General features: G+C 59.4%; 23 protein-coding genes and 4 pseudogenes. 13 read left to right on the top strand and 14 right to left on the bottom strand.

The annotated features are described in order from the left end of the window. Positions 1-131: 131 nt before the first annotated feature. The 8 genes and pseudogenes from DXA70_RS08070 (at position 132) to DXA70_RS14425 (ending at position 6,428) form a co-directional block, all read left to right on the top strand. Positions 132-1,463, top strand: coding sequence for a glucose-6-phosphate isomerase (locus DXA70_RS08070; RefSeq protein WP_128118160.1), 1,332 nt, complete (start codon positions 132-134; stop codon positions 1,461-1,463). Between the two features lie 62 nt (positions 1,464-1,525). Then, positions 1,526-1,930: a hypothetical protein gene (locus DXA70_RS08075; RefSeq protein ID WP_022256057.1), complete on the top strand. Its 405-nt coding sequence runs from the start codon at positions 1,526-1,528 to the stop codon at positions 1,928-1,930. A gap of 144 nt (positions 1,931-2,074) precedes the next feature. Then, positions 2,075-2,575 (top strand): YceD family protein, encoded by a 501-nt coding sequence (locus DXA70_RS08080; RefSeq protein WP_022256056.1) that lies wholly within the window; start codon positions 2,075-2,077, stop codon positions 2,573-2,575. 26 nt (positions 2,576-2,601) lie between these two features. Then, positions 2,602-2,781, top strand: a complete 180-nt coding sequence (rpmF, locus tag DXA70_RS08085) for a 50S ribosomal protein L32 (RefSeq protein ID WP_015563707.1) — start codon at positions 2,602-2,604, stop codon at positions 2,779-2,781. Positions 2,782-2,871: 90 nt separating this feature from the next. Next, entirely contained in the window at positions 2,872-4,212 is a 1,341-nt protein-coding gene (locus DXA70_RS08090; protein ID WP_128118161.1) for a DUF512 domain-containing protein, read from the top strand. After that, positions 4,209-5,551: pseudogene (gene der, locus DXA70_RS08095) on the top strand (ribosome biogenesis GTPase Der). Before DXA70_RS08090 ends, der begins: the two are co-directional and overlap by 4 nt. Positions 5,552-5,569: 18 nt before the next feature. Further along, positions 5,570-6,229 carry a glycerol-3-phosphate 1-O-acyltransferase PlsY gene (gene plsY, locus DXA70_RS08100; protein WP_022256053.1) on the top strand — a complete coding sequence of 220 codons (660 nt, stop codon included), beginning with the start codon at positions 5,570-5,572 and terminating at the stop codon, positions 6,227-6,229. Continuing rightward, positions 6,207-6,428, top strand: a complete 222-nt coding sequence (locus DXA70_RS14425) for a hypothetical protein (RefSeq protein ID WP_243001238.1) — start codon at positions 6,207-6,209, stop codon at positions 6,426-6,428. Before plsY ends, DXA70_RS14425 begins: the two co-directional genes overlap by 23 nt. A gap of 104 nt (positions 6,429-6,532) precedes the next feature. On the opposite strand, the gene DXA70_RS14430 is transcribed toward DXA70_RS14425, so the two are convergent. The 5 genes from DXA70_RS14430 to DXA70_RS15435 form a co-directional block, all read right to left on the bottom strand. Next, on the bottom strand, positions 6,533-6,904 hold the full coding sequence (locus DXA70_RS14430) for a hypothetical protein (protein ID WP_243001239.1): 372 nt from the start codon (positions 6,902-6,904) through the stop codon (positions 6,533-6,535). A gap of 199 nt (positions 6,905-7,103) precedes the next feature. After that, entirely contained in the window at positions 7,104-8,099 is a 996-nt protein-coding gene (locus DXA70_RS08110) for a substrate-binding domain-containing protein (RefSeq protein WP_128118162.1), read from the bottom strand. Between the two features lie 18 nt (positions 8,100-8,117). After that, positions 8,118-9,725 carry a DUF5046 domain-containing protein gene (locus DXA70_RS08115; RefSeq protein ID WP_128118163.1) on the bottom strand — a complete coding sequence of 536 codons (1,608 nt, stop codon included), beginning with the start codon at positions 9,723-9,725 and terminating at the stop codon, positions 8,118-8,120. Positions 9,726-9,838: 113 nt separating this feature from the next. Further along, a complete protein-coding gene (locus tag DXA70_RS08120) occupies positions 9,839-10,825 on the bottom strand; it encodes an MATE family efflux transporter (RefSeq protein WP_347553524.1) in 987 nt (328 codons plus the stop codon). Beyond that, positions 10,822-11,199, bottom strand: a complete 378-nt coding sequence (locus DXA70_RS15435) for an MATE family efflux transporter (RefSeq protein ID WP_347553525.1) — start codon at positions 11,197-11,199, stop codon at positions 10,822-10,824. Before DXA70_RS15435 ends, DXA70_RS08120 begins: the two co-directional genes overlap by 4 nt. Positions 11,200-11,546: 347 nt before the next feature. Between DXA70_RS15435 and DXA70_RS08125 the strand changes: the two genes are divergently transcribed. After that, the gene (locus DXA70_RS08125) at positions 11,547-12,347 is read left to right on the top strand and encodes an RICIN domain-containing protein (RefSeq protein WP_128118164.1); all 801 of its coding nucleotides are present in this window, start codon (positions 11,547-11,549) and stop codon (positions 12,345-12,347) included. A 74-nt stretch (positions 12,348-12,421) separates the two neighbouring features. Here the strand turns inward: DXA70_RS08125 and DXA70_RS08130 are convergent. The 5 genes and pseudogenes from DXA70_RS08130 to DXA70_RS08150 form a co-directional block, all read right to left on the bottom strand. Then, a pseudogene (locus DXA70_RS08130) lies at positions 12,422-14,064 on the bottom strand (CTP synthase). Between the two features lie 102 nt (positions 14,065-14,166). Then, positions 14,167-14,745 carry an ANTAR domain-containing protein gene (locus tag DXA70_RS08135; RefSeq protein ID WP_022256046.1) on the bottom strand — a complete coding sequence of 193 codons (579 nt, stop codon included), beginning with the start codon at positions 14,743-14,745 and terminating at the stop codon, positions 14,167-14,169. A gap of 36 nt (positions 14,746-14,781) precedes the next feature. Then, on the bottom strand, positions 14,782-16,101 hold the full coding sequence (locus DXA70_RS08140) for a glutamine synthetase family protein (RefSeq protein WP_128118165.1): 1,320 nt from the start codon (positions 16,099-16,101) through the stop codon (positions 14,782-14,784). A gap of 206 nt (positions 16,102-16,307) precedes the next feature. Beyond that, positions 16,308-18,394, bottom strand: a pseudogene (locus DXA70_RS08145) (glutamine synthetase III). 276 nt (positions 18,395-18,670) lie between these two features. Further along, positions 18,671-19,897 carry a class I SAM-dependent rRNA methyltransferase gene (locus DXA70_RS08150; RefSeq protein WP_022256368.1) on the bottom strand — a complete coding sequence of 409 codons (1,227 nt, stop codon included), beginning with the start codon at positions 19,895-19,897 and terminating at the stop codon, positions 18,671-18,673. 69 nt (positions 19,898-19,966) lie between these two features. On the opposite strand from DXA70_RS08150, the gene DXA70_RS08155 reads away from it, so the two are divergent. Beyond that, positions 19,967-20,458, top strand: coding sequence for a CYTH domain-containing protein (locus DXA70_RS08155; protein WP_128118166.1), 492 nt, complete (start codon positions 19,967-19,969; stop codon positions 20,456-20,458). Positions 20,459-20,461: 3 nt separating this feature from the next. Here the strand turns inward: DXA70_RS08155 and DXA70_RS08160 are convergent, their stop codons facing one another. The 4 genes from DXA70_RS08160 to DXA70_RS08170 all read right to left on the bottom strand — a co-directional run bounded on the left by DXA70_RS08160 (position 20,462) and on the right by DXA70_RS08170 (position 23,979). Beyond that, on the bottom strand, positions 20,462-21,016 hold the full coding sequence (locus DXA70_RS08160; RefSeq protein ID WP_128118167.1) for a cupin domain-containing protein: 555 nt from the start codon (positions 21,014-21,016) through the stop codon (positions 20,462-20,464). A gap of 247 nt (positions 21,017-21,263) precedes the next feature. Continuing rightward, the gene (locus tag DXA70_RS08165) at positions 21,264-22,616 is read right to left on the bottom strand and encodes a GntP family permease (protein ID WP_128118168.1); all 1,353 of its coding nucleotides are present in this window, start codon (positions 22,614-22,616) and stop codon (positions 21,264-21,266) included. Positions 22,617-22,630: 14 nt separating this feature from the next. Next, positions 22,631-22,996: a hypothetical protein gene (locus DXA70_RS15440; protein WP_347553526.1), complete on the bottom strand. Its 366-nt coding sequence runs from the start codon at positions 22,994-22,996 to the stop codon at positions 22,631-22,633. Beyond that, positions 22,969-23,979, bottom strand: a complete 1,011-nt coding sequence (locus DXA70_RS08170; RefSeq protein WP_347553527.1) for a D-serine ammonia-lyase — start codon at positions 23,977-23,979, stop codon at positions 22,969-22,971. The genes DXA70_RS15440 and DXA70_RS08170 overlap by 28 nt, the downstream gene beginning before the upstream one ends. A 453-nt stretch (positions 23,980-24,432) precedes the next feature. Between DXA70_RS08170 and DXA70_RS08175 the strand changes: the two genes are divergently transcribed. The 3 genes and pseudogenes from DXA70_RS08175 to DXA70_RS08185 form a co-directional block, all read left to right on the top strand. Next, a complete protein-coding gene (locus DXA70_RS08175; RefSeq protein WP_128118171.1) occupies positions 24,433-25,011 on the top strand; it encodes a rhomboid family intramembrane serine protease in 579 nt (192 codons plus the stop codon). A gap of 125 nt (positions 25,012-25,136) precedes the next feature. Then, on the top strand, positions 25,137-26,093 hold the full coding sequence (locus tag DXA70_RS08180; protein WP_128118169.1) for a 2-dehydropantoate 2-reductase: 957 nt from the start codon (positions 25,137-25,139) through the stop codon (positions 26,091-26,093). 62 nt (positions 26,094-26,155) lie between these two features. After that, positions 26,156-26,425: pseudogene (locus DXA70_RS08185) on the top strand (ZIP family metal transporter); the annotation flags it as partial.

Below are 26,425 nucleotides of genomic sequence, written 5' to 3' on the forward strand. Positions count from 1 at the left end.
CAACACTATTAAAATTGTATGAAATCCAAGGATTTTGGCCTTGACTTTGCCCGATGGGAACGGTACACTTATACCAAGAAAAACCCTCGCAGGGCAAGTGCCCCAAAAATGTCTGGAGGTTTTGATAAAATATGAGTCTCGCACTGAACACGAAACACCTTTCCTCCTTTATTAAGGAAGAAGAGTATCAGGCCATCTACCCGCAGGTGGAAGCCGCCCACAAGATGCTGGAAGCCAAGAACGGCCCCGGCAACGATTTCCTGGGCTGGATGTATCTGCCCCGTGAGTACGATAAGGACGAGTTCGCCCGCATCAAGGAAGCAGCCGCCAAGATCCGTGAGGATTCCGACGTGCTGGTCGTCGCTGGCATCGGCGGCAGCTATCTGGGTGCCCGCGCTGTGGTCGAAGCCGTCAAGGGCCAGTTCCACAATGAGCTGGACAGCGGCCTCAAAATCTACTTCTGCGGCAACAGCATCAGCCCCACTTATCTGAATGATATCATCGCGCTGTGCAAGGGCAAGCGCTTCTCCATCAATGTCATTTCCAAGTCCGGCACCACCACCGAGACCAGCCTGGCATTCCGCGTGCTGCGCAAGCTGCTGGAAGATGAGATGGGCGTGGAAGAGGCCAACAAGCGCATTTATGCGACCACTGACCGTGCCAAGGGCACCCTCAAGCAGCTGGCCGACGCGCAGGGCTGGCCCACGTTCGTGGTCCCCGATGATGTCGGCGGCCGCTACTCCGTCCTCTCCGCGGTCGGCCTGCTGCCCATCGCGGCTGCCGGTATCAGCATCGACGACCTGATGAAAGGCGCTGCCGATGCCATGGAGCGCTTCTCCGTCCTGAGCCCGGACAACGACGCTTACAAGTATGCTGCCATCCGCAACATCCTGTACCGCAAGGGCAAGAGCGTGGAGATCCTCGAGTGCTACGAGCCCAACTTCACCCTGATGAACGAGTGGTATAAGCAGCTGTTCGGCGAGAGCGAGGGCAAGGACAACAAGGGCCTGTTCCCCGCAAGCTGCATCTTCTCCACCGACCTGCACTCCATGGGCCAGTTCATCCAGGAAGGCTCCCGCACCATGTTTGAGACCATCGTGGATGTCAAGAAGCCTGCACAGGATCTGTTCATTGAGCCGCTGGAAGGCAACTTTGATGGCCTGAACTTCCTGGCCAACCAGAACATGAGCGTGGTCAACCGCAAGGCCATGGAAGGCACCATCCTGGCACATACCGACGGCGGCGTGCCCGAGGTCGTGCTCGAGGTGGATGACCTCAGCGCCTACAATGTCGGCTACATGATCTACTTCTTCTGGCGTGCATGTGCCTGCAGCGGCTACCTGCTCAGCGTCAACCCGTTCAACCAGCCGGGCGTTGAGAGCTACAAGAAGAACATGTTTGCACTGCTGGGCAAACCCGGTTACGAGAACCTGACCGCTGAGCTGGAAGCAAAGCTCAAGTAAGGGCAAAGGACTAAAAAATGATCTCCCGCCGCAAGGCGTGGAAAATACAGGAGGACAGAACTATGATTAAACTGATTGTTGGCGCTAAGGGCTCCGGTAAGACCAAGGCTATGATCGACCAGATCAATGATTCGGTCAAGACCTCCAAGGGCAACGTCGTCGTCGTGGAAAAAGGCATGAAGCTGACCTACGACATCGCTCCCGCTGCTCGTCTGATCGACCTGGACGAGTACAAGGTCTCCGGCGGCGAGATGCTGTACGGCTTTGTGGCCGGCCTGCTGGCAAGCAACTATGACATCACCGACCTGTACATCGACGGCATCCTCAAGGTGCTCAACCACGATATCAACCGTCTGGGCGTTGTGCTGGATGAGATGGCAGCCATTGCCGGCGATACCGTCAAGGTCACTGTCACCGTCAGCGCGGACGAGGCAGCTCTGCCGCACGACGTCAAGAAGTACCTGTAAGGCTTCTGGCATTCTGATTCTGAACTAATCCAATCGGGCAGGAAACCGGAGAAATAAAATTTTTTCGGTTTTCTGCCTGTTTTGGTGTTGACAAAGGTTTACTTTGGCGCTATACTAACAAAGCAGCCTTTTATGAGGTGTACTATGCAATTTGACCTGAGAAAGTTTATCGCAACCGGCGCAAGACCCTACCATGCGGAGTTTCCCTGTGATTTGTCTGCAAAGGATTTTGCCGGTGCAAGGATCAGCCAACCGGTCACGGCGTGTTTTGACGCTGAGACGGATGGAGAAGAGGTCCGGATGACACTGCGGGCAAAAGCATTGGTGCACGGCGAGTGCGCCCGCTGTCTGGACCCTGTTGAGAGGGAAGAGACAGTTGAAGCGGAGTGGACGGTAAAGGAGCGGGATCTGGACGACCCGGATTTCGATCTGCCGCTCAATGAAAAAGGTCATCTGGATGTGGATGAGTGGCTTTGCCAGGAGTTCCTGTTCCAGATCCCAACGGTGCTGCTCTGCAGCCCCGACTGCCCGGGATTGTGTCCCCGGTGCGGGAAAAAGATGGCGGAATGTACCTGCCCCCCGGCAGAAGATGAAGCCGCTCCCGCAGACGCAAGGCTAGCGATCCTCAAATCACTGCTGAACTGAGAAACCCATCAAGGAGGTGCAAAAATATGGCAGTACCTAAGAGACATCTTTCCAAGGCCCGCCGCGACAAGCGTCGCAGCAATGTTTGGAAGCTGGAGGCCCCTGCACTGGTCAAGTGCAGCAACTGTGGCTCTCTGAAGCTCCCCCACCAGGCATGTGGCAACTGCGGTTACTACAAGGGCGAGGAAGTCATCAAGAAGGGCTAATTTGCGCAGAATTGGTGGCACATTGGTGTTATGTACAGAAGGGGAGGGCGCAATGCCTTCCCCTTCTTGCTGTTTCTGGGAGGTGAGAGCATGGCAATCAAGATCGAGCGTGTGGAAGCGGGCAGTGAAGCCGAAGCACTGGGCCTTTTGCCCGGCGACGAGCTGCTGGCCGTGGATCAGAACGAGCTGAACGACACGCTGGACTATGATTTTTATACCGACAGCAAAAGCTTTCACCTGAAAGCAAGGGTGGCGGACGGCATCCGGGAGTGGGACGTCCAGCGCGCCGAGCGCGGCCCCTTTGGCTGCGATTTTTCCACCTATCTGGGCGACCAGAAGCATTCCTGCTCCAACCACTGCATGTTCTGCTTCATTGACCAGCTCCCTCCGGGGATGCGGGAGAGCCTTTATTTTAAGGACGATGATGAGCGCCTTTCATTCCTGTTTGGCAACTACATCACCATGACCAACATGCAGGACCATGAGATCGACCGCATCATCAAGATGCACATTTCGCCCATCAACATCTCGGTCCACACCACAAACCCCCAGCTCCGGGTGCGGATGCTGGCCAATAAGCGGGGCGGAGAGGTGCTCAAGTACCTGCCCCGGCTGGTGGAGGGCGGCATCGCGGTCAACTGCCAGCTGGTGCTCTGCCGTGGCATCAACGATGGCGACGAGCTGCGCCGCACCCTGGCCGACCTGCTGGAGCTGACTCCCATGGTGCAGAGCATTGCGGCGGTGCCCTGCGGCATTACCGATTACCGCCAGAACCTCTTCAAGCAGACCCCCTACGATGCGGCCAGCAGCGCCGAGGTCATCGACATCATGGAAGAGTTTGGCGATGAGTGCAAGCGCCGCCACGGCAAGCGGATCATCTACCCCAGCGATGAGTGGTACCTGAAAGCGGGCCGCCGCATCCCGCCCACCGAGTTCTATGAGGACTTTGACCAGCTGGAAAACGGTGTGGGCATGATGCGCCTGTTTGAAGATGAATTTATGGCCGAGCTGGACAAGCCCCACCGCGTTTACGGCACCAAACAGCTGGATGTGGTCACGGGAACCATGGCGGCCCCCCTCATCCAGCGGATGATGGCCGAGCTGCACCGCCAGTACCCCATGATCGAGGTCACGGTGCACCCGATCCAGAACAAATTCTTCGGCGGCAACGTGGGTGTGGCAGGTCTTGTCACGGCCACGGATATCATCAACCAGTGTGAGGGCAAGCTGACCAGCGGGACGCTGGGCGTGCCCGCCGTGATGCTGCGGGAAGAAAAAGATACGTTCCTCGACGATATGACCGTTGCGCAACTCGCTCAGCGGATGGGCGTCAAGGTAGAAGTGCTGCCCACGTCCGGCGGCGAGGAGGCCAAAGCTCTGCTGCGCAGCGGCCTGCATATTTCGAGAAGAAGAAAAGGAGGAACCACATGAGCAAACCGATCGTAGCGGTGGTGGGCCGCCCCAACGTGGGCAAGTCTACCCTGTTCAACAAACTCTGCGGCCAGCGCCTGGCCATCGTGGAGGATACCCCGGGCATTACCCGCGACCGCATTTTTGCCAACTGCGAGTGGAACGGCCACGAGTTCATGCTGGTGGACACGGGCGGTATTGAGCCCAAGGCCACCGAGGCATCCTGGCCCACATGCGGGAGCAGGCCCAGATCGCCATTGACACCGCCGACTGCATCATCATGGTGGTGGATGTCCGCAACGGCCTGACCGCGGCGGACGAGGATGTGGCCCACATGCTGCGCCGCAGCCATAAGCCGGTCATTCTGGCGGTCAACAAGTGCGACAACGTGGGCGAGGCCCCCATGGAGCTGTACGAGTTCTATAACCTGGGCTTTGACGAGGTCATGCCCATTTCGTCGGTGCACGGTCACGGCACGGGCGACCTGCTGGACGCCGTCTGCGCCCACCTGGATTTCAGTGAGACGGTCATTGAAGAGGACCGCATCCCGGTGGCCATCATCGGCCGCCCCAACGTGGGCAAATCCAGCCTGACCAACCGCATCCTGGGTGAGAACCGGATGATCGTGGCCAACGAGGCCGGCACCACCCGCGACGCCATTGATACCCCGGTGGACAACGCCTACGGTAAGTTCATCTTCACCGATACCGCAGGCCTGCGCAAGCGCAGCAATATCACCGATGGTCTGGAGCGGTACATGGTCGTCCGCGCTCTGGCCGCTGTGGAGCGGAGCCGTGTGGCCCTGATCCTGGTGGATGCCACCGTCGGCTTCACCGAGCAGGACAGCAAGGTGGCAGGCTATGCCCACGATCAGGGCAAGGCCTGCATCATCGTTGTCAACAAGTGGGACGCCGTGGAGGGGAAGGAGACCAACACCATGGAGCTCCAGCGCAAGGGTTACGCCGAGTGCTTCAGCTTTATGGGCTATGCTCCCATCATCTTTATCTCGGCACAGACGGGTTATAACGTCAATAAGCTGATGCAGCTCATCCGGGATGTGGACGCCCAGAACGGCGCCCGCGTGCCCACCGGTGTGCTGAACGAGATGCTGGCCCGGGCTACCGCCCGGATGCAGCCCCCCAGCGACAAGGGCCGCCGCCTGAAGATCTTCTACCTGACCCAGGCTTCCACCCGTCCCCCGACGTTCGTGGCTTTCGTCAACGCAAAGTACCTCTTCCACTTCAGCTATCAGCGGTACCTCATCAACCAGATCCGCGAAAGTTTTGGTCTGGACCACACGCCCATCCGGCTGGTGATCCGGGAACGCGGTGCGGGCGAAGTCCGCGCCAAGGATGTATAAACAGGGAGGGACTGTCTGATGATGACGCTTCTGATCGTTCTGGCAACGGCCGCCGAGGCCTACCTGCTGGGCAGCATTGACACGGGCATTCTGGTCAGCAAATACCTCTATCATGACGATGTCCGCAACTATGGCAGCGGTGCCGCCGGTATGACCAACATGCTGCGCACCTTTGGCAAAAAGGCAGCGGCCCTCACCGCCTTTGGCGATGTGCTCAAGGGCGCGCTGGCCGTCTGCATCGGCCGCTGGCTGTTCGGGTATCTCCCGGCAGGCGGGGCGGTCTCGCCCTACCTGGGCGTTTACCTGGCGGCCATCCTGGCTACCATTGGCCATCTGAAGCCGCTGTATTTCGGCTTCAAGGGCGGCAAGGGCGTGCTGGTGGCAGGTGGTGCCATTCTGGCCATCCAACCCATCCTCATCCCGTTCCTGTTCCTGATCTTCCTGGCCTGCCTGCTCCCCACGGGGATGGTCTCGCTGGGCAGCATCACCATGGCAGCGCTCTACCCGGTACTGACCCTCATTTACAGCTACTACCGGGGCCTGGCCGCGGGTGATATGGCGGTCTGCTTTGTGGGTGCCCTCATCATGAGTATTCTGGTCATCTACATGCACCGCTCCAACATCAAGCGCATCCGGGAAGGCAAAGAATACCGCTTTGGCAAAAAGCATCAGAAATAAATCTCAGCATACGATGAAACACCCCCGCAGGCAGCGTTTGCAATGCCTGCGGGGGTGTTTTTGGGTCTTGATTCAGGGTTCAGGTGGATTCCGGCAGGAACTCGTCCTCTTCAGCGGCATCGACAAAATCGTCCTCTTCGGTCTCGGGGACAACATCCTCGGCGTGGAGGCGCTTGCGCAGCCGCTCTTTGAACTCTGAAGCCGGGATGCCGCTCTGGTTGGGGGAAAGGTCGGGGGCCGGGTTGCCGTCGGGCAGGTGGGCACCAAAGGCCGGTACAAAGAAGAACTTGCGTACGACGAAGATCAGGCGATGGCAGCCACGCTCAGCAGGTTTTCAAAGGCGGATTCGTGGCCGATGACCATATGGCGGGCGATGGCGTACAGCAGCACCTCCAGGCTGGAGCCGGGGCTGTGCTTGGCCAGCATCTTGATGAACTCGATGCCGATGACGATGTCGAGTGCCCGCTCCAGAAAGGTGCGGATCTCTACATCGTTGCCGTCGATGAACAGGCCGGGCATCCACTGGATGAGGGGCACGATGCTGATGAGCAGGCCGATGAGCACCAGGCCGGAGAGGGAGATCTCGAGCAGGGTGGAGGACTGGATGATGAAATTGCGCAGCTCCGCGCGGCTTCGGCTTTCGACATGGGTGGTGTTGTGGAAATCGTTGGACATGGCAGGGACCTCTCTTTCGGATTTGGATTCAAGTGCAGTGGACAAAATCGGGGAAAAATGTCAACTTTATTTTCTATATTTTAGCAAAGAATGTCAACTGCGTCAATTCTTTGAGGAAAATTCCAGCGATGAAAATGTGCTATGGAACACAAAAAAGCTCCCCCGGCGGGGGAGCGTGAAAGGGAGTGGAGGGAAAATTTCAATCCTGCACGGCCACATAGCCCGATTTCTCGATGCAGGCACGGCCTGCGTCGGTGGAGAGCCAGTCGTAGATTTTGCGTTCCGGCGTGTCCGCACCGGAATCCTGCCGGACCGCGGCATAGAACTCATTGCAGAGCGGGTAGCTCTGGTCGGCGATGGTCTCGTTGGAGGGGGTCACGCCGTCCACAGCCAGCAGCCGCAGGCCGGGCTGGGAGTACATCTGGTCGATGTAATAATACACCGAGAAGCCAATGGCATTGGCGGTGTTGTTGTATTCGGCAATGCTGTCCACCAGCCCGCCCATCTCCGTAGGGGCCAGCTCGGTGGGGGCGTCCATCAGCTCCCCGCCCTGGATGAGCAGCTTCTGGAACAGGGTCTGGCTGCCGGAATCTTCCCGCCGCTGGAATGCCACGATGGGCAGGTCCGCGCCGCCGACGTCTTTCCAGTTGGTGATCTTCCCGGCATAAATGTCCCGGAGCTGCTGCTGGGAGAGGCTCTGGACGGGATTTTCTTCGTTGACGATGAACACCAGCGCGTCCCGGCCAATGGCTTTCTGGTCCAGCGGGCCGCCCTCCGCGGCCATTTCCTCCTTGACGGATTCCGGGGCCTCGTAGGCGATGATGAGCTTGGTGGAATCACCCTCATTGCCGCCGTAAAGGCTCAGGTTCCGCCAGGCCCAGGCCGTGGTGTTGGTGCTCACGCAGCTCTGGGCCGTTTCCAGATCCATGCCCGTGGTGTCCGCCATGATCTGCGCAATGAGGGGGATGCAGGCCGTGCTGCCGTCGGTCATGGGAAACTCGTCGGCTGTAAGGATGGGCTCACGGGTCACTTCACTGGAAGCATCCGGGCTGGCAGCGGGTTCGCTCTCAGGCTGAGAGGGAGTGGGCCCGGAGTTGACGGGGGCATTCGTGTTGCAGGCCGAGAGCAGGGCGGCTGAGGAAACCGCGCCCAGCCCCAGCAGAAAAGCGCGGCGGGAAAGATCAGTTTGTTTCATGGTCAAAACCTCCTGTGTTCAGATCAGATCGCCATAGCCGTGTTCGTCCGTGCTGGAAGCAAAGATGCTGCGGCAGTAGAGCCACTGGCCGTCTGGGGTCATCCAGCCGTAATAGAAGCCCTTTCGGGCCATGAAAGCGCCTGCGGGCAGGTCATTGAGGCCGTTGCCGCCATAATAGTTGTAGCAGAGGGCCAGCCCTTTGAGGACGGCGTTCCCGTTCTCGTCCAGTACGTCATAGAGGGTCTTTCCGTTGGGGCCTGCATAGCCGTAGCGGAAATAGGCGTGGCCGTCTGTGGTGGTGAGGGGCGCAAAGTAGTAATAGCCATCCGGCGTGGAGGCGGAAATAGCAAGCTGCCGTACAAGGCCCTGTGCGTCATAGAGCCGGATGGTGGGCTTGCTATGGTCTCCTGCCGGATAGAGCATCACCAGCGCGTAGTCCTCCCCCACAGCCCACACCTGGGCCGAATCCTGATTCTCGACCGAGTCCACGTTCACATCGGTGAGGATGGCGCCGGTGGCGCGGTCGTAGACCCGGAGCGTCCCGTCGGTGGCGTAGACGGCCAGGGTCTTGTCGTCGGCGTCCACGTTATAAACGGGTTTCATCTCCCCGGTGGTCAGGTCGTGGAACTGGTAGCGGTAGTCGTTGCCAGCATTCCAGCAGACCACTGCCCCGGGAGCATAGTAGAGGACGGAGCGGTCAAAGGTGGCAAGGACTTCGCTCTGTTCGGTGCTGGCCAGGTCGATGAGCTGGTACTGGCCGTCTTCCGTCCGGAAGCTGGCGGCGCCGTTGCCGCACACCTGGTCAAAGCCGTCCAGCTCTTCCCCCGTTACCGTGTTGGAAAGGGTGGAGGACTGGGAGAGGTAACCATCCGTGTAGAAATCCAGTAAGATCCAGTCGCTGGAGATGCCGCTGGTATTGTTCTGGGTGGAAAGGCTGGTGGCCGTGCAGCGGTCCTCCTCCCGCAGGGGATTGCCCTCCCGGTCCTGCAGCACCATCCGCACATGCTGGTACATGTCCTCGTCGTACTCACCGTCGGCCAGCGTCTCGGGCCGTTCATAGCAGGTAAAGGCGAACAGATCGTTGGAGACGACGCACTGGTAGGCGGTGTCCGGAGACGGGATCTCCTGCCGGGTGGTCAGGTCGATGACCTGGCAGTCCCCGGGCTGGACAGCATGATCGCAGGAAAATTCCAGTGCGTCGGTCTGGTTGAGCACCAGATAATTTCCGGAGAGGGTGACGCTGTGATCCTGTTCAAAGGTGAGCACTTCGGCTCCGGTCTTATCGTAGAGGGCGCTGCGGCGGCCGGAGGGGGAGCTGTTGTCGGACCAGGCCACCCAGTAATAGGGGATATCGCTCTCCGCAGGGTCGTACACCAGTGCGACGGTCTCATCGCCCCGGCCCTCATGGAGGACTTTGCTGCCGCAGAGGACGGTGGAGCCGTTGGAATCATACAGGATCCGCAGCTTGCCGTCGTCGAGAGCGGCGGAAGCGTCGCTGGGCTGTTCTACGGGAATCGGGTCTTTCCGGGGGGATGCCGCCGGCAGCAGGGAACAGCCGGTGAGCAGGGCAACCGCCAGCGTCAGGCAGGCGGCGGTGCGGCCAAAGCGAAACAGCGTGGTCTTCATGGGCGATTCCTCCTAAAATTTGACTTTCCCATTTGATTATAATACGAAAGACCCGGCCGTTCAATTGCATTGGAACGTCCGGGTCTGGTTACAGTTTGGTGACAACGGGGAGCTCAGGCTTCTTCCATCTGGTTCAGCTTGTGGAGGAACGGCAGCAGGAACGGCACCGAAATGAAAAAGGTGAGCGTGTCGGCAATGGGCTGGCACATCTCAATGCCCGGCAGGCCCAGCAGGTGGGGCAGGGTGAGGATGAGCGGGATGAAACAGACACCCTGCCGGCAGCAGGCCAGGAACGTGGCCCGGCCGGATTTGCCGATGCTCTGGAACATCATGTTGGTCACCACGATGACGGGCTGTAAAAACATGGCCAGACACTGGTAACGGAACGCGGGCAGGGCCACGGCCAGCACCTCCGGGTCATCGCGGAAGAGGTGGATCAGGGTCTCGCTGTTACACCAGCAGACTACATTGAGCACGCAGACAAAGCAGAACGCCGCAAAGATCGTGAAAATAGCGGCCTGCCGTACCCGGCGGTACTTTTTGGCACCATAGTTGAACGCGGCCACGGGCTGCAGGCCCTGGCCCACGCCGATGGCGACGGACAGGATGAACAGGAAGATGCGGGAGATGATGCTCATGCCCGCCACGGCGGCGTCGCCGTACTCGCGGGCGGCAATGTTCAGCAGCATACCGCCAATGCTGTTCAGGCCCTGACGGCCAAAGCTGGGGGCACCGTTGGTAAAGATGAGCAGGTAGTCGCGAGGCGCGCGGGTGATCTCCGTGACGCGGAACTGGCTGACCGTTTTGCCCCGCAGGAACATGGAGAGCAGGATGAAGAAGCTGATGCACTGGCTCAGTGCCGTGGCGAGGCCCGCGCCGCCGGTGCCCATCCTGAACACAAAGATGAAGAGCGGGTCCAGCACGATGTTGAGCACGCCGCCCGTCACAAGGCCGATCATGGCAAAGCTGGCCTTGCCCTCATACCGCAGGATGTTGTTCATCACAAGGCTGGACATCATCAGCGGGGCCGCAAACAGGATGGGCCGGGCGTAGGCACTGGCGTGGGGCAGGATGGTGTCCGTGCTGCCCAGCAGCATCATAAAGCGGGGCAGGGTGGCAAGGCGCCCATGGCCAGCACGGCACCCACCGCCATGGCCGTGAAAAAGCTGGTGGAGGCAAATTTGGTGGCCGCGTGGGTATCCTGGTTGCCCAGGCTGCGGCTGATGATGCCGCCGGCCCCGTGGCCGAACATGAAGCCCAGCGCCTGGATAATGGCCATCAGGCTGGAAACGATGCCCACCGCGCCCGAAGCGCTGGTGGAAAGCTGGCCGACAAAAAACGTATCGGCCAGGTTGTAGATGCTGGTGATGAGCATACTCAGGATGGTGGGGGCGGCAAGGCTCAGGATCAGTCCGGGGATGGGCGTCTCGGTCATTTTATGGTACTGCTGATGGCTGAGGTCATTGGCGGGCATGGGCAAAACTCCTTTCGGTGCAAACTGCCATTCCGGCATGGAAAAGCCGCCCTTGCAATGCCAAAGAGCGGCGGAAATCGGACCGATCCCTAGTATAGCGCGGAAAAGAAAAATTGTCGAGGGCGAAAACCATAGCGGACTGGAATGGTGGGTGAGAGAAAATTTTGATGAGAAACGGGCGGAAAGTTCTCTATTGGGATGTCAAAATTCGCAAAAAACGGACACATTTTGTTAAAACTGCTAAACAAATGGCGAATTGCTTGTGAAAAATCACGGCTGGTGGTATAATTTAACAAAGAAGAGCCAAGGAATTTGGACAAAATGAATACCTTACGGAGGGAATTGCAATGAAATCTGTTGCACAGACCGTCATTGAGGCGGATCGTTTTTATACCATTGCTGCCAAGACTGGCAGCGTGATCCAGGCTGTGGAGAACGCAAAGGACGGCGGTGACATCCGCCTGGGCAAGTATGACCACAAGCCCGAGCAGGAGTGGGCATTCATCCGGGTGGGGGACGGCGTTTACCGTATCCGCAACCGTGCCAATGGCAAGCTCATTGACCTGATGATGACCGGCACCGCCAACGGCACCTGGCTGCACCTGTGGGAAGATGTGGGCGGCACCTCCCAGATGTGGACCATGGAGCACACCCCGCAGGGCACCGTCCGTCTCCGCTCCTCCTGGGCCGGCGGCAAGTGCATTGATACCGTGGGCATGGGCACTGCCGATGGCGCTGTCCTGCAGATCTGGCAGGAGACCGCGGGCGAGGACCAGCTGTGGACCATTGAAGAGGTCAAGGACCGTGCAAAGCGCGCCGTGAAGAAAGCAGAGCCCGCCGTGGAGGCTGCTCCCGCTGCCGAGCCGGTGAAGACCGAGACTGCTCCTGTGGTAGAGGAAAAGGCTGCTGAGCCTGTGGCCGCTCCCGCTGTGGAGGAGAAGCCCGAGGTCAAGGAAGAGGCCAAGACCGGGGAGAAGCCCGCTGAGGCTGAGGGGAAGGCAGAACCCGCCGCGGAGGCTCCCAAGGCAGAGGAAAAGCCTGCTGCTCCCGCGGTCAAGGCACCCGCCAAGAAGCCCGCGGCCAAGAAGACCAGCCGCGCTGCCCGCAAGGCTGCTTCCGCCAAAAAGGCTTCCGCAAAGAAGAAGTAATTTGAATCTTACGTAAAACAAAGCCCGCTGTGTGAAATTTCACAGCGGGCTTTGCTCGTTCTATACGAAAAGGATCAGATGTGGATCATGCTGCGCTGCTCAGAAGCACGGAACTTGAGGGCAGCAGCAATGAATGCTTTGAACAGCGGGTGAGCGCGGTTGGGGCGACTCTTGAACTCGGGGTGGAACTGAGCACCCAGATGGAAGTCACGGCCGGGCAGCTCCACGGTCTCCACCAGGTGGCCGTCCGGGCTGGTGCCGGAAATGACCAGACCCTTGGCCTGCATCTCCTCCCGGAAGTCGTTGTTGAACTCATAGCGGTGACGGTGGCGCTCCCAGATCTCGCTCTCGCCGTAGCACTCAGCCATCTTGGTGCCGGGCAGGACCTTGCAGGGGTACTTGCCCAACCGCATGGTGCCGCCCTTGGGGATGTTACCTTTCTGGTCGGCCATCAGGCGATGACATTGTGTTTGCCGTCCGGGGTGAACTCGCTGGAGTTGGCGTCGGCATAGCCCAGCACATGGCGGGCAAATTCCATCACCATGATCTGCATGCCCAGGCAGATGCCAAAGTAGGGCACGTTGTTCTCCCGGGCATACTGGGCGGCCTGGATCATGCCCTCGATGCCGCGGTCGCCAAAGCCGCCGGGCACGATGATGCCGTCCACGTCGGCAAAGGCTTCCTTGCAGGCGGCCTGGTCGGTCAGGTCCTCACTCTCCACCCAGCGGATCTCCACCTGGCTGTCGTTCTCAAAGCCGGCGTGGTAGAGGCTTTCCATCACGGAGAGGTAAGCGTCGTGCAGTTTGACGTACTTGCCCACCAGCGCGATGGTACAGGTCTTGCTGCGGGTGGCAATGCGGGAGACCACCTGCTTCCACTCGGTCAGGTCGGCAGGGGGAACATCCAGCTTGAGCTTGTCCACCACCACGTCGTCCAGGCCGTTGGTGTGGAGCATCAGCGGGCACTGGTACAGGCTGGGCATGGTCAGGTTCTCGATGACGCACTCAGGCTTGACGTTGCAGAACGTGCTGATCTTGCGGCGGATCTCGCCGCCCACGTTGCCATCGGCCCGCAGGATGATGATGTCCGGGTTGACGCCCATGCCCTGCAGCTCCTTGACGGAGTGCTGGGCCGGCTTGGATTTGTACTCATCGGAGCCGGAGATATAGGGCACCAGCACCACATGGATGTAGCAGCAGTTGTCCCGGCCCTGCTCCAGGCCTACCTGGCGGATGGCCTCCAGGAACGGCTGGCTCTCGATATCGCCGGTGGTACCGCCGATCTCGGTAATGACCACATCGGCCTCGGTGGAAGAAGCCAGATTGTAGATATAGCTCTTGATCTCGTTGGTGATGTGGGGGATGATTTGAACAGTCTGGCCCAGGTAGGCACCCTGGCGCTCCTTGTTCAGCACGTTCCAGTACACCTTGCCGGTGGTCAGGTTGGAGTATTTGTTCAGGTTCTCGTCAATGAAGCGCTCGTAGTGGCCCAGATCCAGGTCGGTCTCGGTGCCGTCATCGGTGACGAAGACTTCGCCGTGCTGCAGGGGGCTCATGGTGCCCGGGTCCACGTTGACATAGGGGTCCAGCTTCTGGCTGGCCACTTTCAGGCCGCGGCACTTGAGCAGGCGGCCCAGCGAAGCGGCCGTAATGCCCTTGCCAAGGCCGGAGACGACGCCGCCGGTGACAAAAATAAACTTGGTCTGTTTTTCTGCCATAAAATATCCTCCTCTAATGGACGTTTGATATGGTTCACTTTCCCGGTGGAGGGGTGCGCGTTGCGTAAAGCCCGCACCCACTCAAAAACATACAACACAGAATTATACACCCGATGGGTCATAGGAATCAAGGATTTCCTGCGCGATCTCGGCCCGGTCCCGCCGGGTATCCATGGCATTCTTTTCAATGTAGCGGTGTGCCTCGGCCTCGCTCATTCCACGCTCCGCGATGAGGCAGCACTTGGCCCGGCTGACCAGACGCACCTGCTGCAGCTTTTCCTGCATCCGGGCATTCTCCTGCCGCAGCACCTGCAGCCGGTGGTTGCTGGCCGCGGCCATGTGGATGGCCTGCAGAAACAGGGTGTTGGAAAACGGTTTGCACACCAGCAGCACGCCCTGCTCGCTCATGGGGGTCAGCAGCTGCTCGGCAGCCGCCGCTTTGACGAGGAATACCACGCCTGCGTCGGTCTTTTCCACCGCGGTGGCGCACAGGTCGTGGCCAAACTCATCGGGCAGGGGCGCGTTGACGACGATCAGCTCAAAGTCCGATTCCAGCATCCGCCGTCGGGCTTCCGCCCCGCTGGGCACGATGAGGGGCCGGGTATATCCCAACTCCGTCAGGCGGGCGCACAGATACTCGTTGGAGCTTGCGCCGGCGCTGACGATCAGAGCACGTCCCATCCTGCTTGCTCCTTTCTTACACGCTTGTGCATGGTATTATATCGCGTTGAAGTAGTGGATGCGTTCGTATTCCGCCGGGTCGGCCGCGTTTTTCAGGGCGGCGCAGCGCTTGAGCGACTCTGCATAATACCGCTTGGCCAGCTCTTCCGGCAGGAACTTGTGCAGGAACTCGCTGTTCTTTGCCACTTCCACGGCCTCTTCCAGAGAGGTGGGCAGGGTCTCCAGCCCAAGGCCCACGGCCTCGGAGGGGATGAACAGGTTTTTATTGACAGGGGGGCGCAGCTCCATCCGGTTCTCAATGCCATCCAGGCCGGCGGCCAGGATCAGGCCGATGGAAAGGTAGGGGTTGCAGGCGGGGTCCGGGCTGCGCAGCTCCATGCGGCAGTTGTCGCCCCGCACCTGGGGGATGCGCACCAGCTGACTGCGGTTCTGGCGGCTCCAGCTCACATAGCGGGGAGCCTCGTCGCAGCCAAAGCGGAGGTAGCTGTTGGGCAGGGGGTTGGTAAAGGCGGTCAGCTCCCGGCTGTGGGCCAGCACGCCCGCCATAAAGCTGCCCGGGATACTGTCCGGGGCAATGTCGCCCTCAAACAGGTTGTGGCCGTCCATGGAGAGGGAAAGGTTGATGTGCAGGCCACTGCCCGCCTGGTCCGGCAGGGGCTTGGGCAGGAAACTGGCGTGCAGGCCGTTACTGGCGGCCACCGCCCGGACGATCTGCTTGAACATCATCACGTTATCGGCGGTCTTGAGGGGGCCTGCGTAGTGGCAGTCGATCTCGTTCTGGCCGTTGCCGTTCTCGTGGTGGCTGTGCTGGGGGGCCATGCCCATCTGCTCCATGGTCAGGCAGATGTCCCGGCGCAGGTTTTCACCGGCGTCCAGCGGGGCTACATCAAAGTAGCCGCCAAAATCAATGGGCACCCGGGTGGGGCGGCCATGGTCGTCGTTTTCAAACAGGTAAAACTCACATTCGGCACCCACGTTGCAGGTCAGGCCCAGCCGTTTGAAGCGGCGGTTTATGTCCCGCAGAAAGCCGCGGCAGTTGCCGCCAAAGGGGGTGCTGTCCGGTTTTTCCACATCGCAGAAAAACTGCATCACCCGGCCCTCGGTAGAACGCCAGGGCAGGATGCACATGGTGGACAGGTCCGGGCGGAGGACAAGGTCGCTCTCCTCCACATGCATAAAACCGGCAATGGCACTGCCGTCAAAGCAGACGCCGTCCTCCAGGGCCTTGGTCAGGTCGCTGGCCAGCACGGCAATGTTTTTCTGGTTGCCAAAGATATCACAGAACGCAAAGCGGACGAATTTGACGTTGTTGTCCTCCACAAAATCAAGCACGTCCTGCTGAGTCGTATAGCTCATAACACACCTCCGCGCTGCAGAGAACCACGCCCCGCAGCGGATCATCATGGTATTTGCTGACGAAATTGGAAAAGACTGAAACTTCCCACAAAAACGCCTAAAGGCCTGCTTCGATCAGGAAGCAGGTCTTTAGGCTGGTGTAAGAAATAGGAAAAGGAGAATGGCAGATTATTTACAGCCTCACCGATGCGGTATTACCGAAACAATCAGACGTAATAGAGCATCTTGCTGTAGCTGGGCAAGGGCCAGTAGTCCTCGCCGCAGATGGTCTCGGCATCGTCTGCCGCGGCACGCAGGGCGTCCATGGCGGGGATGACGTCAGAGTGGAAAGCAACGGCTTTCTCGGTCTCAGTGGGCAGAGTCTTGGCGGCATCCACGGCAGCCTGCAGGGTGTCGATGGCGTCACTCATGGCGTCGGCGTCGGCGGAGAGCTTCTGCAGGGTCTTGGTCTCGCTGCGGACGCTGATGGCCTCGCTGACGGCCAGCTTGGAGGCAGCCGTGTTGGCAACCTCGCTCATGTAGGAGTTGACAGCGGGCAGCAGCTGCTTGCGGGCCATCTCCAGCATGGTCAGGGCTTCGATGTTGATGATCTTGGAGTAGTGCTCCATCTCAACTTCGTAACGGCTTTCCATCTCCACCTTGGTCAGGACGCCAAAGTCTTCCATGAGCTGGATGTTCTTCGGCTCGATGAGGGCGGGCAGGGCAGCCGGGGTGTTCTTCTTGTTGGGCAGACCGCGCTTTTCCGCCTCGGCTTCCCACTCGGCGGTGTAACCGTTGCCGTTGAAGATGACGCGGCGGTGGTCGCGGATGGTGCGCTTGACCAGAGCGATGGCAGCGTTGGTAAAGTCCTCGGCCCCCTCCAGCTCGTCGGCGTAGCTTTCAGCTCCTTGGCGACAGCGGTGTTCAGGATGGTGTTGCAGTCGCTCAGGTTCTCGGCAGAGCCGGGCATACGGAACTCAAACTTGTTGCCGGTGAAAGCGAACGGAGAAGTACGGTTGCGGTCAGTGGTATCCTTGCTGAACTTGGGCAGGACGTCCACGCCCAGGTCCATCTTCATCTTGACAGGGCCAGCGTAGGGAGAATCGGAAGCGATGGCGTCGATGACAGCTTCCAGTTCCTCGCCCACGAAGATGGAAATGATGGCCGGAGGTGCCTCGTTGGCGCCCAGACGGTGATCGTTGCCCGGGGTAGCCACGGAGGTGCGGAGCAGGTCGGCATACTCGTCCACGGCCTTGATGACAGCAGCCAGGAAGACCAGGAACTGCAGGTTCTCCATGGGAGTGTCACCGGGATCCAGCAGGTTCTCGGTGGGGGTGCTCATGGACCAGTTGTTGTGCTTGCCGGAGCCGTTGACACCCTCAAAGGGCTTCTCGTGCTGCAGGCAGACCAGACCATACTTGGGAGCGATCTTCTTCATCATCTCCATGGTCAGCAGGTTGTGGTCGATGGCAACATTGGTGGTGTCAAAGATGGGGGCCAGCTCATGCTGGCAGGGAGCAACCTCGTTGTGCTTGGTCTTGGCGGGAACGCCCAGCTTCCACAGCTCTTCGTCCAGCTCTTTCATGAACGCGGAGACCTCGGGGCGGATGACGCCGAAGTAATGCTCTTCCAGCTCTTGGCCTTTGGCGGAGGGAGCACCAAACAGGGTACGGCCGGTCAGGATCAGGTCCTGGCGTGCCTCGTAGTCCTCTTTTTTAATAAGGAAGTATTCCTGCTCGGGGCCGACAGTCGTGGAAACGTAATCCACGTCCTTGCCAAAGAGCTTCAGGATGCGGATGGCCTGATTGGACAGCGCGTTCATGGAGCGGAGCAGAGGGGTCTTCTTATCCAGAGCCTCGCCGGTGTAGCTGACGAACGCGGTGGGGATGCAGAGCACATCGTCCTTGACGAACGCGTAGCTGGTGGGGTCCCATGCGGTGTAGCCGCGGGCCTCACAGGTGGCACGCAGGCCGCCGGAAGGGAACGAAGAAGCATCGGGCTCGCCGCGCACCAGCTCCTTGCCGGAGAACTCCATGATGGCGGTGCCGTCGCCCACGGGGCTGACGAAGCCATCGTGCTTCTCACTGGTGATGCCGGTCAGCGGCTGGAACCAGTGGGTGTAGTGGGTGGCGCCCAGCTCCATGGCCCAGCGCTTCATCACGCTGGCCACAACGTTGGCCACCTCAATGTCCAGCGGGGCGCCCTTGTGCAGAGTCTTTTCCAGACTCTTATAGGTGGCGCTGGGCAGGCGTTCTTTCATAACGTGCTCGTTAAAGACCTTGCTGCCGTAGATTTCCATAACATTTGCTGCCATAAATCCTACTCCTTACTTGATCTTAATTTCCATTCAAATACCGCAAAACTTTCTCAGGAACGAGAAAATGAGAGCAGTGTTCTGCTGAAACGAAACGGCGCTGCGAGTCAGGAGGTGACTCACAGCGCCGTTGCTGTCTATGCGATGATTATAGCCCACCGGGGGCTAAAACGCAATTGACAAAACTGACGATTTTGCCCGAACCCAAAATTGGTTTTTTGGAGCAAACGCTTTGATTTTGCGAAGTGAGGCCGAATTTTGCTTTATAAGTATTACTTAAATAACCTGGAACAGGAAGAATTTTAAGTAGTTGGTTTCGGGTACGCCCCAGAGGATGGGGTGGTCGGGTGCCTGCTGTCGGACTTCGATCTGGCGCAGCTGACGGTGCGCGTCTTTCGCGGCGGCGCGCAGCATCTTGATAAACAGCTCCTCGGTGGCAAAGTGGGAGCAGCTGGCCGTGGCCAGGTAGCCGCCGCGGGGCAGCAGCTTCATGGCACGGTAATTGATCTCCTTATAGCCCCGCATGGCGTTTTCCACCGTGCGGCGGGCTTTGGTGAACGCGGGCGGGTCCAGGATGATAAAATCGTAGGGGTGGCCCTCTTTTTCCAGCCGGGGCAGCAGCTCAAAGGTATCCTCACAGAGGAAATCCATGTTGGTCAGGCCATTGCGCTGGGCGTTCCGCTGGGCCATGGCAATGGCCTCCGCGCTGATGTCGGCGGCAGTGACCCGGGCCGCCCCGCCCATGGCGGCATTCAGCGCAAAGCTGCCGGTGTGGGTAAAGCAGTCCAGCACGGTGTGCCCGGCGGCAATGCGGGCCACGGCCCGGCGGTTATATTTCTGGTCCAGGAAGAAGCCGGTCTTCTGGCCGTTTTCAAAATCGACGTGGTAATACACGCCGTTCTCGCGGATCTCTGTCTGGGTGGAGTCGGGGTGGGTCTCACCGGACAGCTCGAACCAGCCCTTGTTCTGCTCCAGCCCCTCCTTGGCGCGGAGGGCTTCGTCATTCCGCTCATAGATGCCGTCAATGGTCTGGCCGTCGGCCCGCAGGACTTCCGCCAGGATGGGGAAGAGAACGGGCTTGAGCTTTTCCATCCCCGCGCTCAGGGTCTGGGTGACGAGGATATTGTGGAAGCGGTCTACCGTCAGGCCCGGAAACTGGTCGGCCTCACCAAAGATGACCCGGCAGGCGGAAAGATCGGCGGGCTCCAGCACGGTCTTGCGGTAGGCCCAGGCGTACTCCACCCGGCGGCGCCAGAAGCTGGCGTCAAAGGTATCGTTGGCGTTGCGGGAGATGAGCCGCACCCGGATCTTGCTGTGGTGGGAGACAAAGCCCGTGCCGAGGTAAGCGCCCTTGGGGCTGACCACATCGGCCAGGGTACCGTTTTCCGGGAGCGTCTCCGGCGCGGCGGTAATATCGTTTTCGTACACCCAGGGGTGGCCGCCCACCAGCAGGCCCTCGGCGTGTTTGTTGACTTGGTAGACGGGATAAGCGCGTTCTTTCATTCGATAGACCTCTTCATAATCCTGAAAAATTGTGCTAGAATAAGCAAAAACGAAATGGGGGAAACCACAATGGAAATTGAACGGAAATGGATGGTAAACGGCTGGCCGGAGCAGCCGCTGCCCTTAAAAGAAGAATTTGCCATGCGGCAGGGCTATATCAGCGTCCGGCCCACGGTCCGCATCCGGGAGGAAGCCCTGACCGGCGGCGAGACGAAGTATATCCTCTGCTTCAAGTCCGGCAGCGGGCTGGCCCGGGAGGAGATCGAGCGGGAGATCGACAAAGAGCTCTTCACCCGGCTCGAAGAGAAGATCATCGGCAAGCCGCTGATCGGTAAGCTCCGCCGCAGCTATCAGCTGCCGGACGGCATGGTGCTGGAAGTGAACCATGTGGATGAGGGCCAGCCTACCGAGTTCTGGTATGCCGAGGTGGAATACCCCACCGTGGAGGCCGCCCGTGCCTGGCGGCCGGAGGCGGTGGGCCTGGCCGCTTACCTCAACGACGACGTGACGGACCAGCCCGGCCAGAGCATGGGGGCCTACTGGGAGCAGACCCGAAAATAAAAATCAGAAGCTGGGCGGCGTCACCGCAAAGATGACCCGGACCATTTTGTCACCGGTATTGAACCAGCGGTGGCCTGTCCCGGCCGGGATACGGACGGCATCGCCTGTGTGCAGCTCAAAGGGTTCACCGTTGAGGGAGATGGTCACATCGCCCTCCTCCACATAGGCGGTCTCTTCGCCCACATGGGAGCGGTCCTTATCAGAAGTGACGGTCTGGGGCGGGATCTCCATCAGCACAAATTCGATGCTGGCTTTGGTGTCGGCCGTGAGCAGGTTGTAGGCTACCTCACTGTTCCGGTTCCCGATGGAGCGGTATTCGCCCTTGCGGACGATGAGTTCCTGCTCGGGGTCGCTGTCCTCCTGGAAGAGAACATAGAGCGGGAAATCCAGCGTCTCGGCCAGCGTTTTCAGGGTGTTGATGGAAGGATTGACAGCATTGTTTTCGATCTGGCTGATCATGGAGGCGGTGATGCCTGTCTTTTCCGCCAGCCCGCGGAGACTCAGCCCCCGCTGGGTCCTGTATTTTTGAATCTTTTGTCCGATGTTCAGATTGACCATAACATGTTCCTTACTGTTGTATTTGCGGCAGCAGCCCCGGCAGAGGGGCATACTCCTCAATACTATCATTATAGCATGTTTGGCCGGGAAGACCAAGTGGCAAAGCGATGACAAAACGGAGTAGAAAACACAATAAAATATAAAAAATCGGCAGACATGGAGAGGTACAGCCATGTCTGCCGATTTTGTTGTGGAAAGCAGTCTCAGCAACCGGAAGCAGAATGGGATGCTCCCGGAAGATCAGCACTTAGTGCAGGAAGATCAGGCTCAGGACAAAGACGACGACCAGAGCGGTGAGGGACTGCAGAACGCTGATGATGGGAATGGTCTTGTAAGCCACGGAGGTATCCATCTTGGAGGTGGTGGTGGTGACCCAGAAGAAGTCATCGTTGCCATGGAAGACCATCATACCGCCAGCGGCGCAGGCCAGCATGGCGATGACGCGGCCCATCGGAGAGGAGAAGCCCAGCACATCGATGAGCGGGGTGATCATGGTAGCTGCCGTGACCATGGCGATGGTAGCGGAACCAACGCAGGTACGGAAGATGAAGCCGATGAGGAACGGAGCCAGGATGCCGATGGTCAGGCCGGAGAATGCATTGGTCAGGACGGACTGCATGGCGGAAGCTTTCAGCACGCCGCCGAACGCGCCGCCCGCGCCAACGATCAGGACGATCTGGCCAGCGGTCCTCAGAGAGTCGGCCACCAGGCCGTCAAAGCTCCAGGCCAGCTTGTCTTCGGGGTGGATGTTGTGGTAGGTGTAAGCAGCGAGCAGCATGCCGATCAGCAGAGCGACGGCAGGAGTGCCGATGACGTTCAGGATGGAGAGCAGGACGTTCTCGGAAGCGACCATGTCGCCCACGGTCTTGAGGAGCATGAGCAGGATGGGGACCAGGATGGGCATAAACGAAGCCAGCGCGCTGGGCAGCTTGGCGTTCTCGTCCTCTTCCTCGGTCACGTCGCTGTCATCCTCGGGGATGTAGTAGTATTTTTTGCCTGCGGTCAGGGAAGCAAAGTAGCCCACCAGCATGACAGGGATGGAGACCAATGCACCAAACAGGATGACCATGCCCAAGTCCGCGTTCAGGATGCCGGCCACAGCCAGAGGGCCCGGCGTGGGAGGCACGAACATGTGGGTGGCGTGCAGGCCCATTGCCAGCGAGATGGCCATGGTGGTCATGGAGATCTTGGTATCCTTGGACAGGCGGCGGGCGATGGGGCTCAGCAGAACGAATGCGGAATCACAGAAGACGGGGATGGAGACGAAGTAGCCGGTGATGGCCAGGCCCAGAGCAGCGTGCTTTTTGCCCGTGATCTTGAGGATGGTCTTGGCCATGGTCTCGGCAGCGCCGGATTTCTCCAGCAGGGTACCGGTAACGGTGCCCAGTGCGATGACCAGGCCGATATCGGCGATGGTGCCGCCCATGCCGCTGGTAAAGGCGCTGAGCATGTCCTGCATGTTCATGCCGGCCACGATGGCAAAGGTGGCGGAGGTGGCGATCAGTGCGAAGAACGGGTGGATCTTCAGTTTAACGGTGAAGAGGACCAACACCAGAACGGCCAATACCAGGCCGAGGATCACAGATACAGTAGAGCCCATAAACAAACCTCCTCTTACTTGACGACCTTGACGAGGTACTCTTTCCAGACCTCATCGGGAACCAGACGGCCGCCGGTTGCCCAGCAGATCTGGGTGGCGTTCTTCATCACGTCGGCGGTCAGGCCCTGCTTTGCCAGGTAGCCCTTGCCAGCCTCGGTGCTCTCCAGATGGACAGGGCCGATGAACGCGGCGCAGCTGGAGGGCTCAATGAGGACGTCCTCGGTCTTGTGGAGCAGACGCATAAAGTCGTACAGCTTTGCATCCTCGATGGTGAAATCACCGGAGATGAGGTTGGAGTCAATGCGGGTGACAAAGCCGGAGGGGCTTGCGCAGGCCAGGCCGTCGGCCTCGGTCAGGCCGTCGATGCCAAAGTCATGCACATTGACGGCCTCGTACAGGTTGGTGGCAAAGCCAGCAGGACAGAGGGGCAGAGGGTGGGCTCTGCAAAGAAGCAATGGACAGCGTTCTTGTACACCCGCTTCAGGCCATAAGCCACGCCGCCGGGAGCACCGCCCACACCGGTGGGAATGTAAACGATCAGCGGGTGCCGCTCGTCCACCACAACGCCCTGCTCATCCAGCTGCTTCTTCAGGCGGGAAGCGGCCACGGCATAGCCCAGGAACAGGTTGACGGATTTCTCGTCGTCCACAAAGTAGCTCATGGGGTCGGCGTCGGAGAGCTTGCGGCCCTCGGCCACGGCCTTGGAGTAGTCGTCGGCATACTCAATGACTTCAACGCCCTTGCTGCGCAGCAGGTCTTTCTTCCACTGGCGGGCGTCGGCGGACATGTGCACCTTGACCTTGAAGCCGATGGCGGCGCTGCTGATGCCGATGGACAGGCCCAGGTTGCCGGTGGAGCCCACCTGCACGGTGTACTGGTTGAAGAATGCGCGCATCTCGTCGCTGCACAGCTTCTCGTAGTTGTCCGTCACTTTCAGCTTGCCAGCTGCAATGGCCAGATCCTCGGCGTGTTTCAGCACCTCATAGATGCCGCCGCGGGCCTTGACGGAGCCTGCCACCGCCAGATGGCTGTCCATCTTGAGGAACAGATTGCCGGAGATGGGGCTGCCCGTTGCTTCGATCAGGCCTTTCTGCATCTCGGGGATGGGCTTCAGCGGGGACTCGATGATGCCATTGGTGCACTCGGTCTCCGGGAAGCACTTGCGGATGAACGGGGCAAACCGCTCCAGACGCGCCTCTGCGTCTGCAATGTCTGCGTCCGAGACGACCAGCTGGCACACAGCGTCGGTCATTTCAAAGGGCAGGAACTTGGGGTTGACCCACAGAGTCTCTTTCTGCTCCGCGATCTCCTTTAAAGTAGCGTCCTGCTCGATCAGCTTTGCTGCATACTCTTTGATTGCCATGGAAAAACTTCTCCTTTCACGTCTGCACGGCGCAGCACCGGGCCGGGGCGCTGTTTGAAGCCGTGCATCATACCTACCGTTAAGCGACGCTTATTGTGTGTTTAATTATACTGCATATCTGTTAAATTACAATGCATGTTGTAAACAAATAATGAACAGATATGTTGTGCAAAGTGCTCGAACGATGTGGTAGAAGTGAAAATTTTCAGGCCGAATATAACAGATACTTCCCGAAAATACAATTTTCATCCCAGAAAAGGACAAAAATGGATGTTTAATCTTACTGAACAGGAAGAGCGGCTGTACAGCAGAGCGGAACGCCCGGCAGAGAAACCCGTGGAAAACCTACCCGGAGTGTGCTACAATAAATCTGTTAAGACCAAATTTAAGGGCCTGCGGCAGCGCTGTGGGCTGCGAAAGGATGAAACGCTTACGAAAAAGCCAAAATTTACGCTGCAGCTGCAATACAACTCCCCGGTCATCCTCACGTTTTTTCTGCTCTCGCTGGGGGTGCTGTTCCTGGGGCAGTGGACCGGCGGCTGGACAACGACCCATCTGTTCTGTGTCTACCGCTCTTCTTTGAAAGATCCGTTGTTCTATGTCCGGCTGTTCGGCCATGTGCTGGGCCACGGCAGCTGGGATCACTTTTTGAACAACATGCTCCTGCTGCTTGTCATCGGCCCGCCCATGGAGGAAAAATACGGCAGCATCCCGTTGCTGAGGGGCATCCTGCTCACGGCCCTCATCTCGGGCATTCTGCAGTGCGCGCTCTTCCCCCACTCGGCCCTGCTGGGGGCGTCGGGCATCGTGTTCATGCTCATCATGCTGGCGTCCCTGTCCGGTTTCTCGGGTGGCATTCCGGTCACGATGCTGCTGGTGGCGGTGCTCTACCTGGGCCAGCAGGTGTATGATGTCATCTTTGTGCGGGACAACGTCGCCAACTTTATGCACATCGTGGGCGGCGTGTGCGGTACGGTGTTCGGCTACACCTATGCCGCGTTCCCCCGGCGGAAAAAGTCCCGCCGCAAATAAGCGCAAGCAAAAAGAACGTCTGCTCCTGCCATCGGACAGGGATGTGTACCCGGTTTTCGGAACCGGAGAAATATGTTATCCTGGCAGTCAGAACAAAATCGTCAAAACAGTGGGGAGGAAGCAGTATGAAACTCGAAAAAGTGGCCGTTCTGGGCGCGGGAGCCGTGGGGGCCTATGTCCTCTGGGGGCTGTCTGAGAAACCGGGCATCCGTCTGGGCGTGGTGGCCGAGGGCGAGCGTGCCCGGCGGTTGCAAAACGGCATCGGCATCAACGGCAAGGTGTATCACCCGGAGGTCTGGACCCCGGAGGAGGCCCACGGGGCTGATCTGCTCATCGTGGCCCTGAAATACGGTGCCCTGCCCGGGGCGCTGGACAGCATCCGGCAGGTGGTGGGGGAACACACCATCGTCATGAGCCTGATGAACGGCGTGGACAGCGAGGAGATCATTGCGGCCGAGGTAGGAGCGGATCACCTGCTCTACTCGCTCATCAAGGTGGTCTCCCACAAGGAAGCGGACGGCTTCCGCTTTGACCCGGACACCACACTGGGCATCATTTACGGCGACCTGGCCGCACCCTTTGAAAGTGAGCGGGTACAGGCCGTCGCGGCCCTGTTTGAGGGCACGGGCGTTCATTTCCGCGCCACCGAGCACATCCGGGAGGAGATGTGGAGCAAATTCCGGCTCAACGTCTGCAACAACCTGCCCCAGGCCATTCTGGGAGCCGGTGTGGGCTGCTACCGCGACAGCGTCCACATGAAAGCCATCAGTGACGGCCTCCGCAAAGAGCTGATGGCCATTGCCGCCGCCAAGGGCATCGACCTTTCCCTTGTGGACAAAAACTCCGGCCGGGGCAGTGCGGTGCCGCCGGACGCCCGGTACTCTACCCTGCAGGATATTGACGCGGGCCGCCATACGGAGATCGACATGTTCTCCGGGGCACTGATGCGGATGGGCAAAGAGCTGGGCATCCCTACCCCCTACAACGAGTATACCTACCACATGATCAAGGCGCTGGAGGAGAAAAACGACGGCCTGTTTGATTACTCCGGCAAAGATCAGGAGCCCACCTGGGCAAAATAACCCAAAAGCTGCACATCCGCCGCTTTTCCCGCATACATCAGCGGGAAGAGGAGGAATGCGGTGTGGAAAAAATCATCTTTACAGCGGGCATTTTGCTGCTGCCTGCCGTGTGCACCACGGTAGGGGCGGCAGGTGCCTTTTTGTTTCGGCGCGCGCAGGAGCCCCGCACCCAGCGGATGACCTCCGGCATGGCGGCAGGCATCATGCTGGCGGCCAGTGTGTGGAGCCTGCTGCTGCCCGCCATTGAGCGGGCGGAGCGGGGCGTCTGGCCCGGTTGGTTCCCGCCCACGGCGGGGCTTGTTGTGGGGGCCGTGGGGCTGCTGCGGCTGGAA

Source organism: Faecalibacterium sp. OF04-11AC (assembly GCF_003460645.1).
In the GTDB taxonomy this organism is placed as follows: domain Bacteria; phylum Bacillota; class Clostridia; order Oscillospirales; family Ruminococcaceae; genus Faecalibacterium; species Faecalibacterium prausnitzii_I.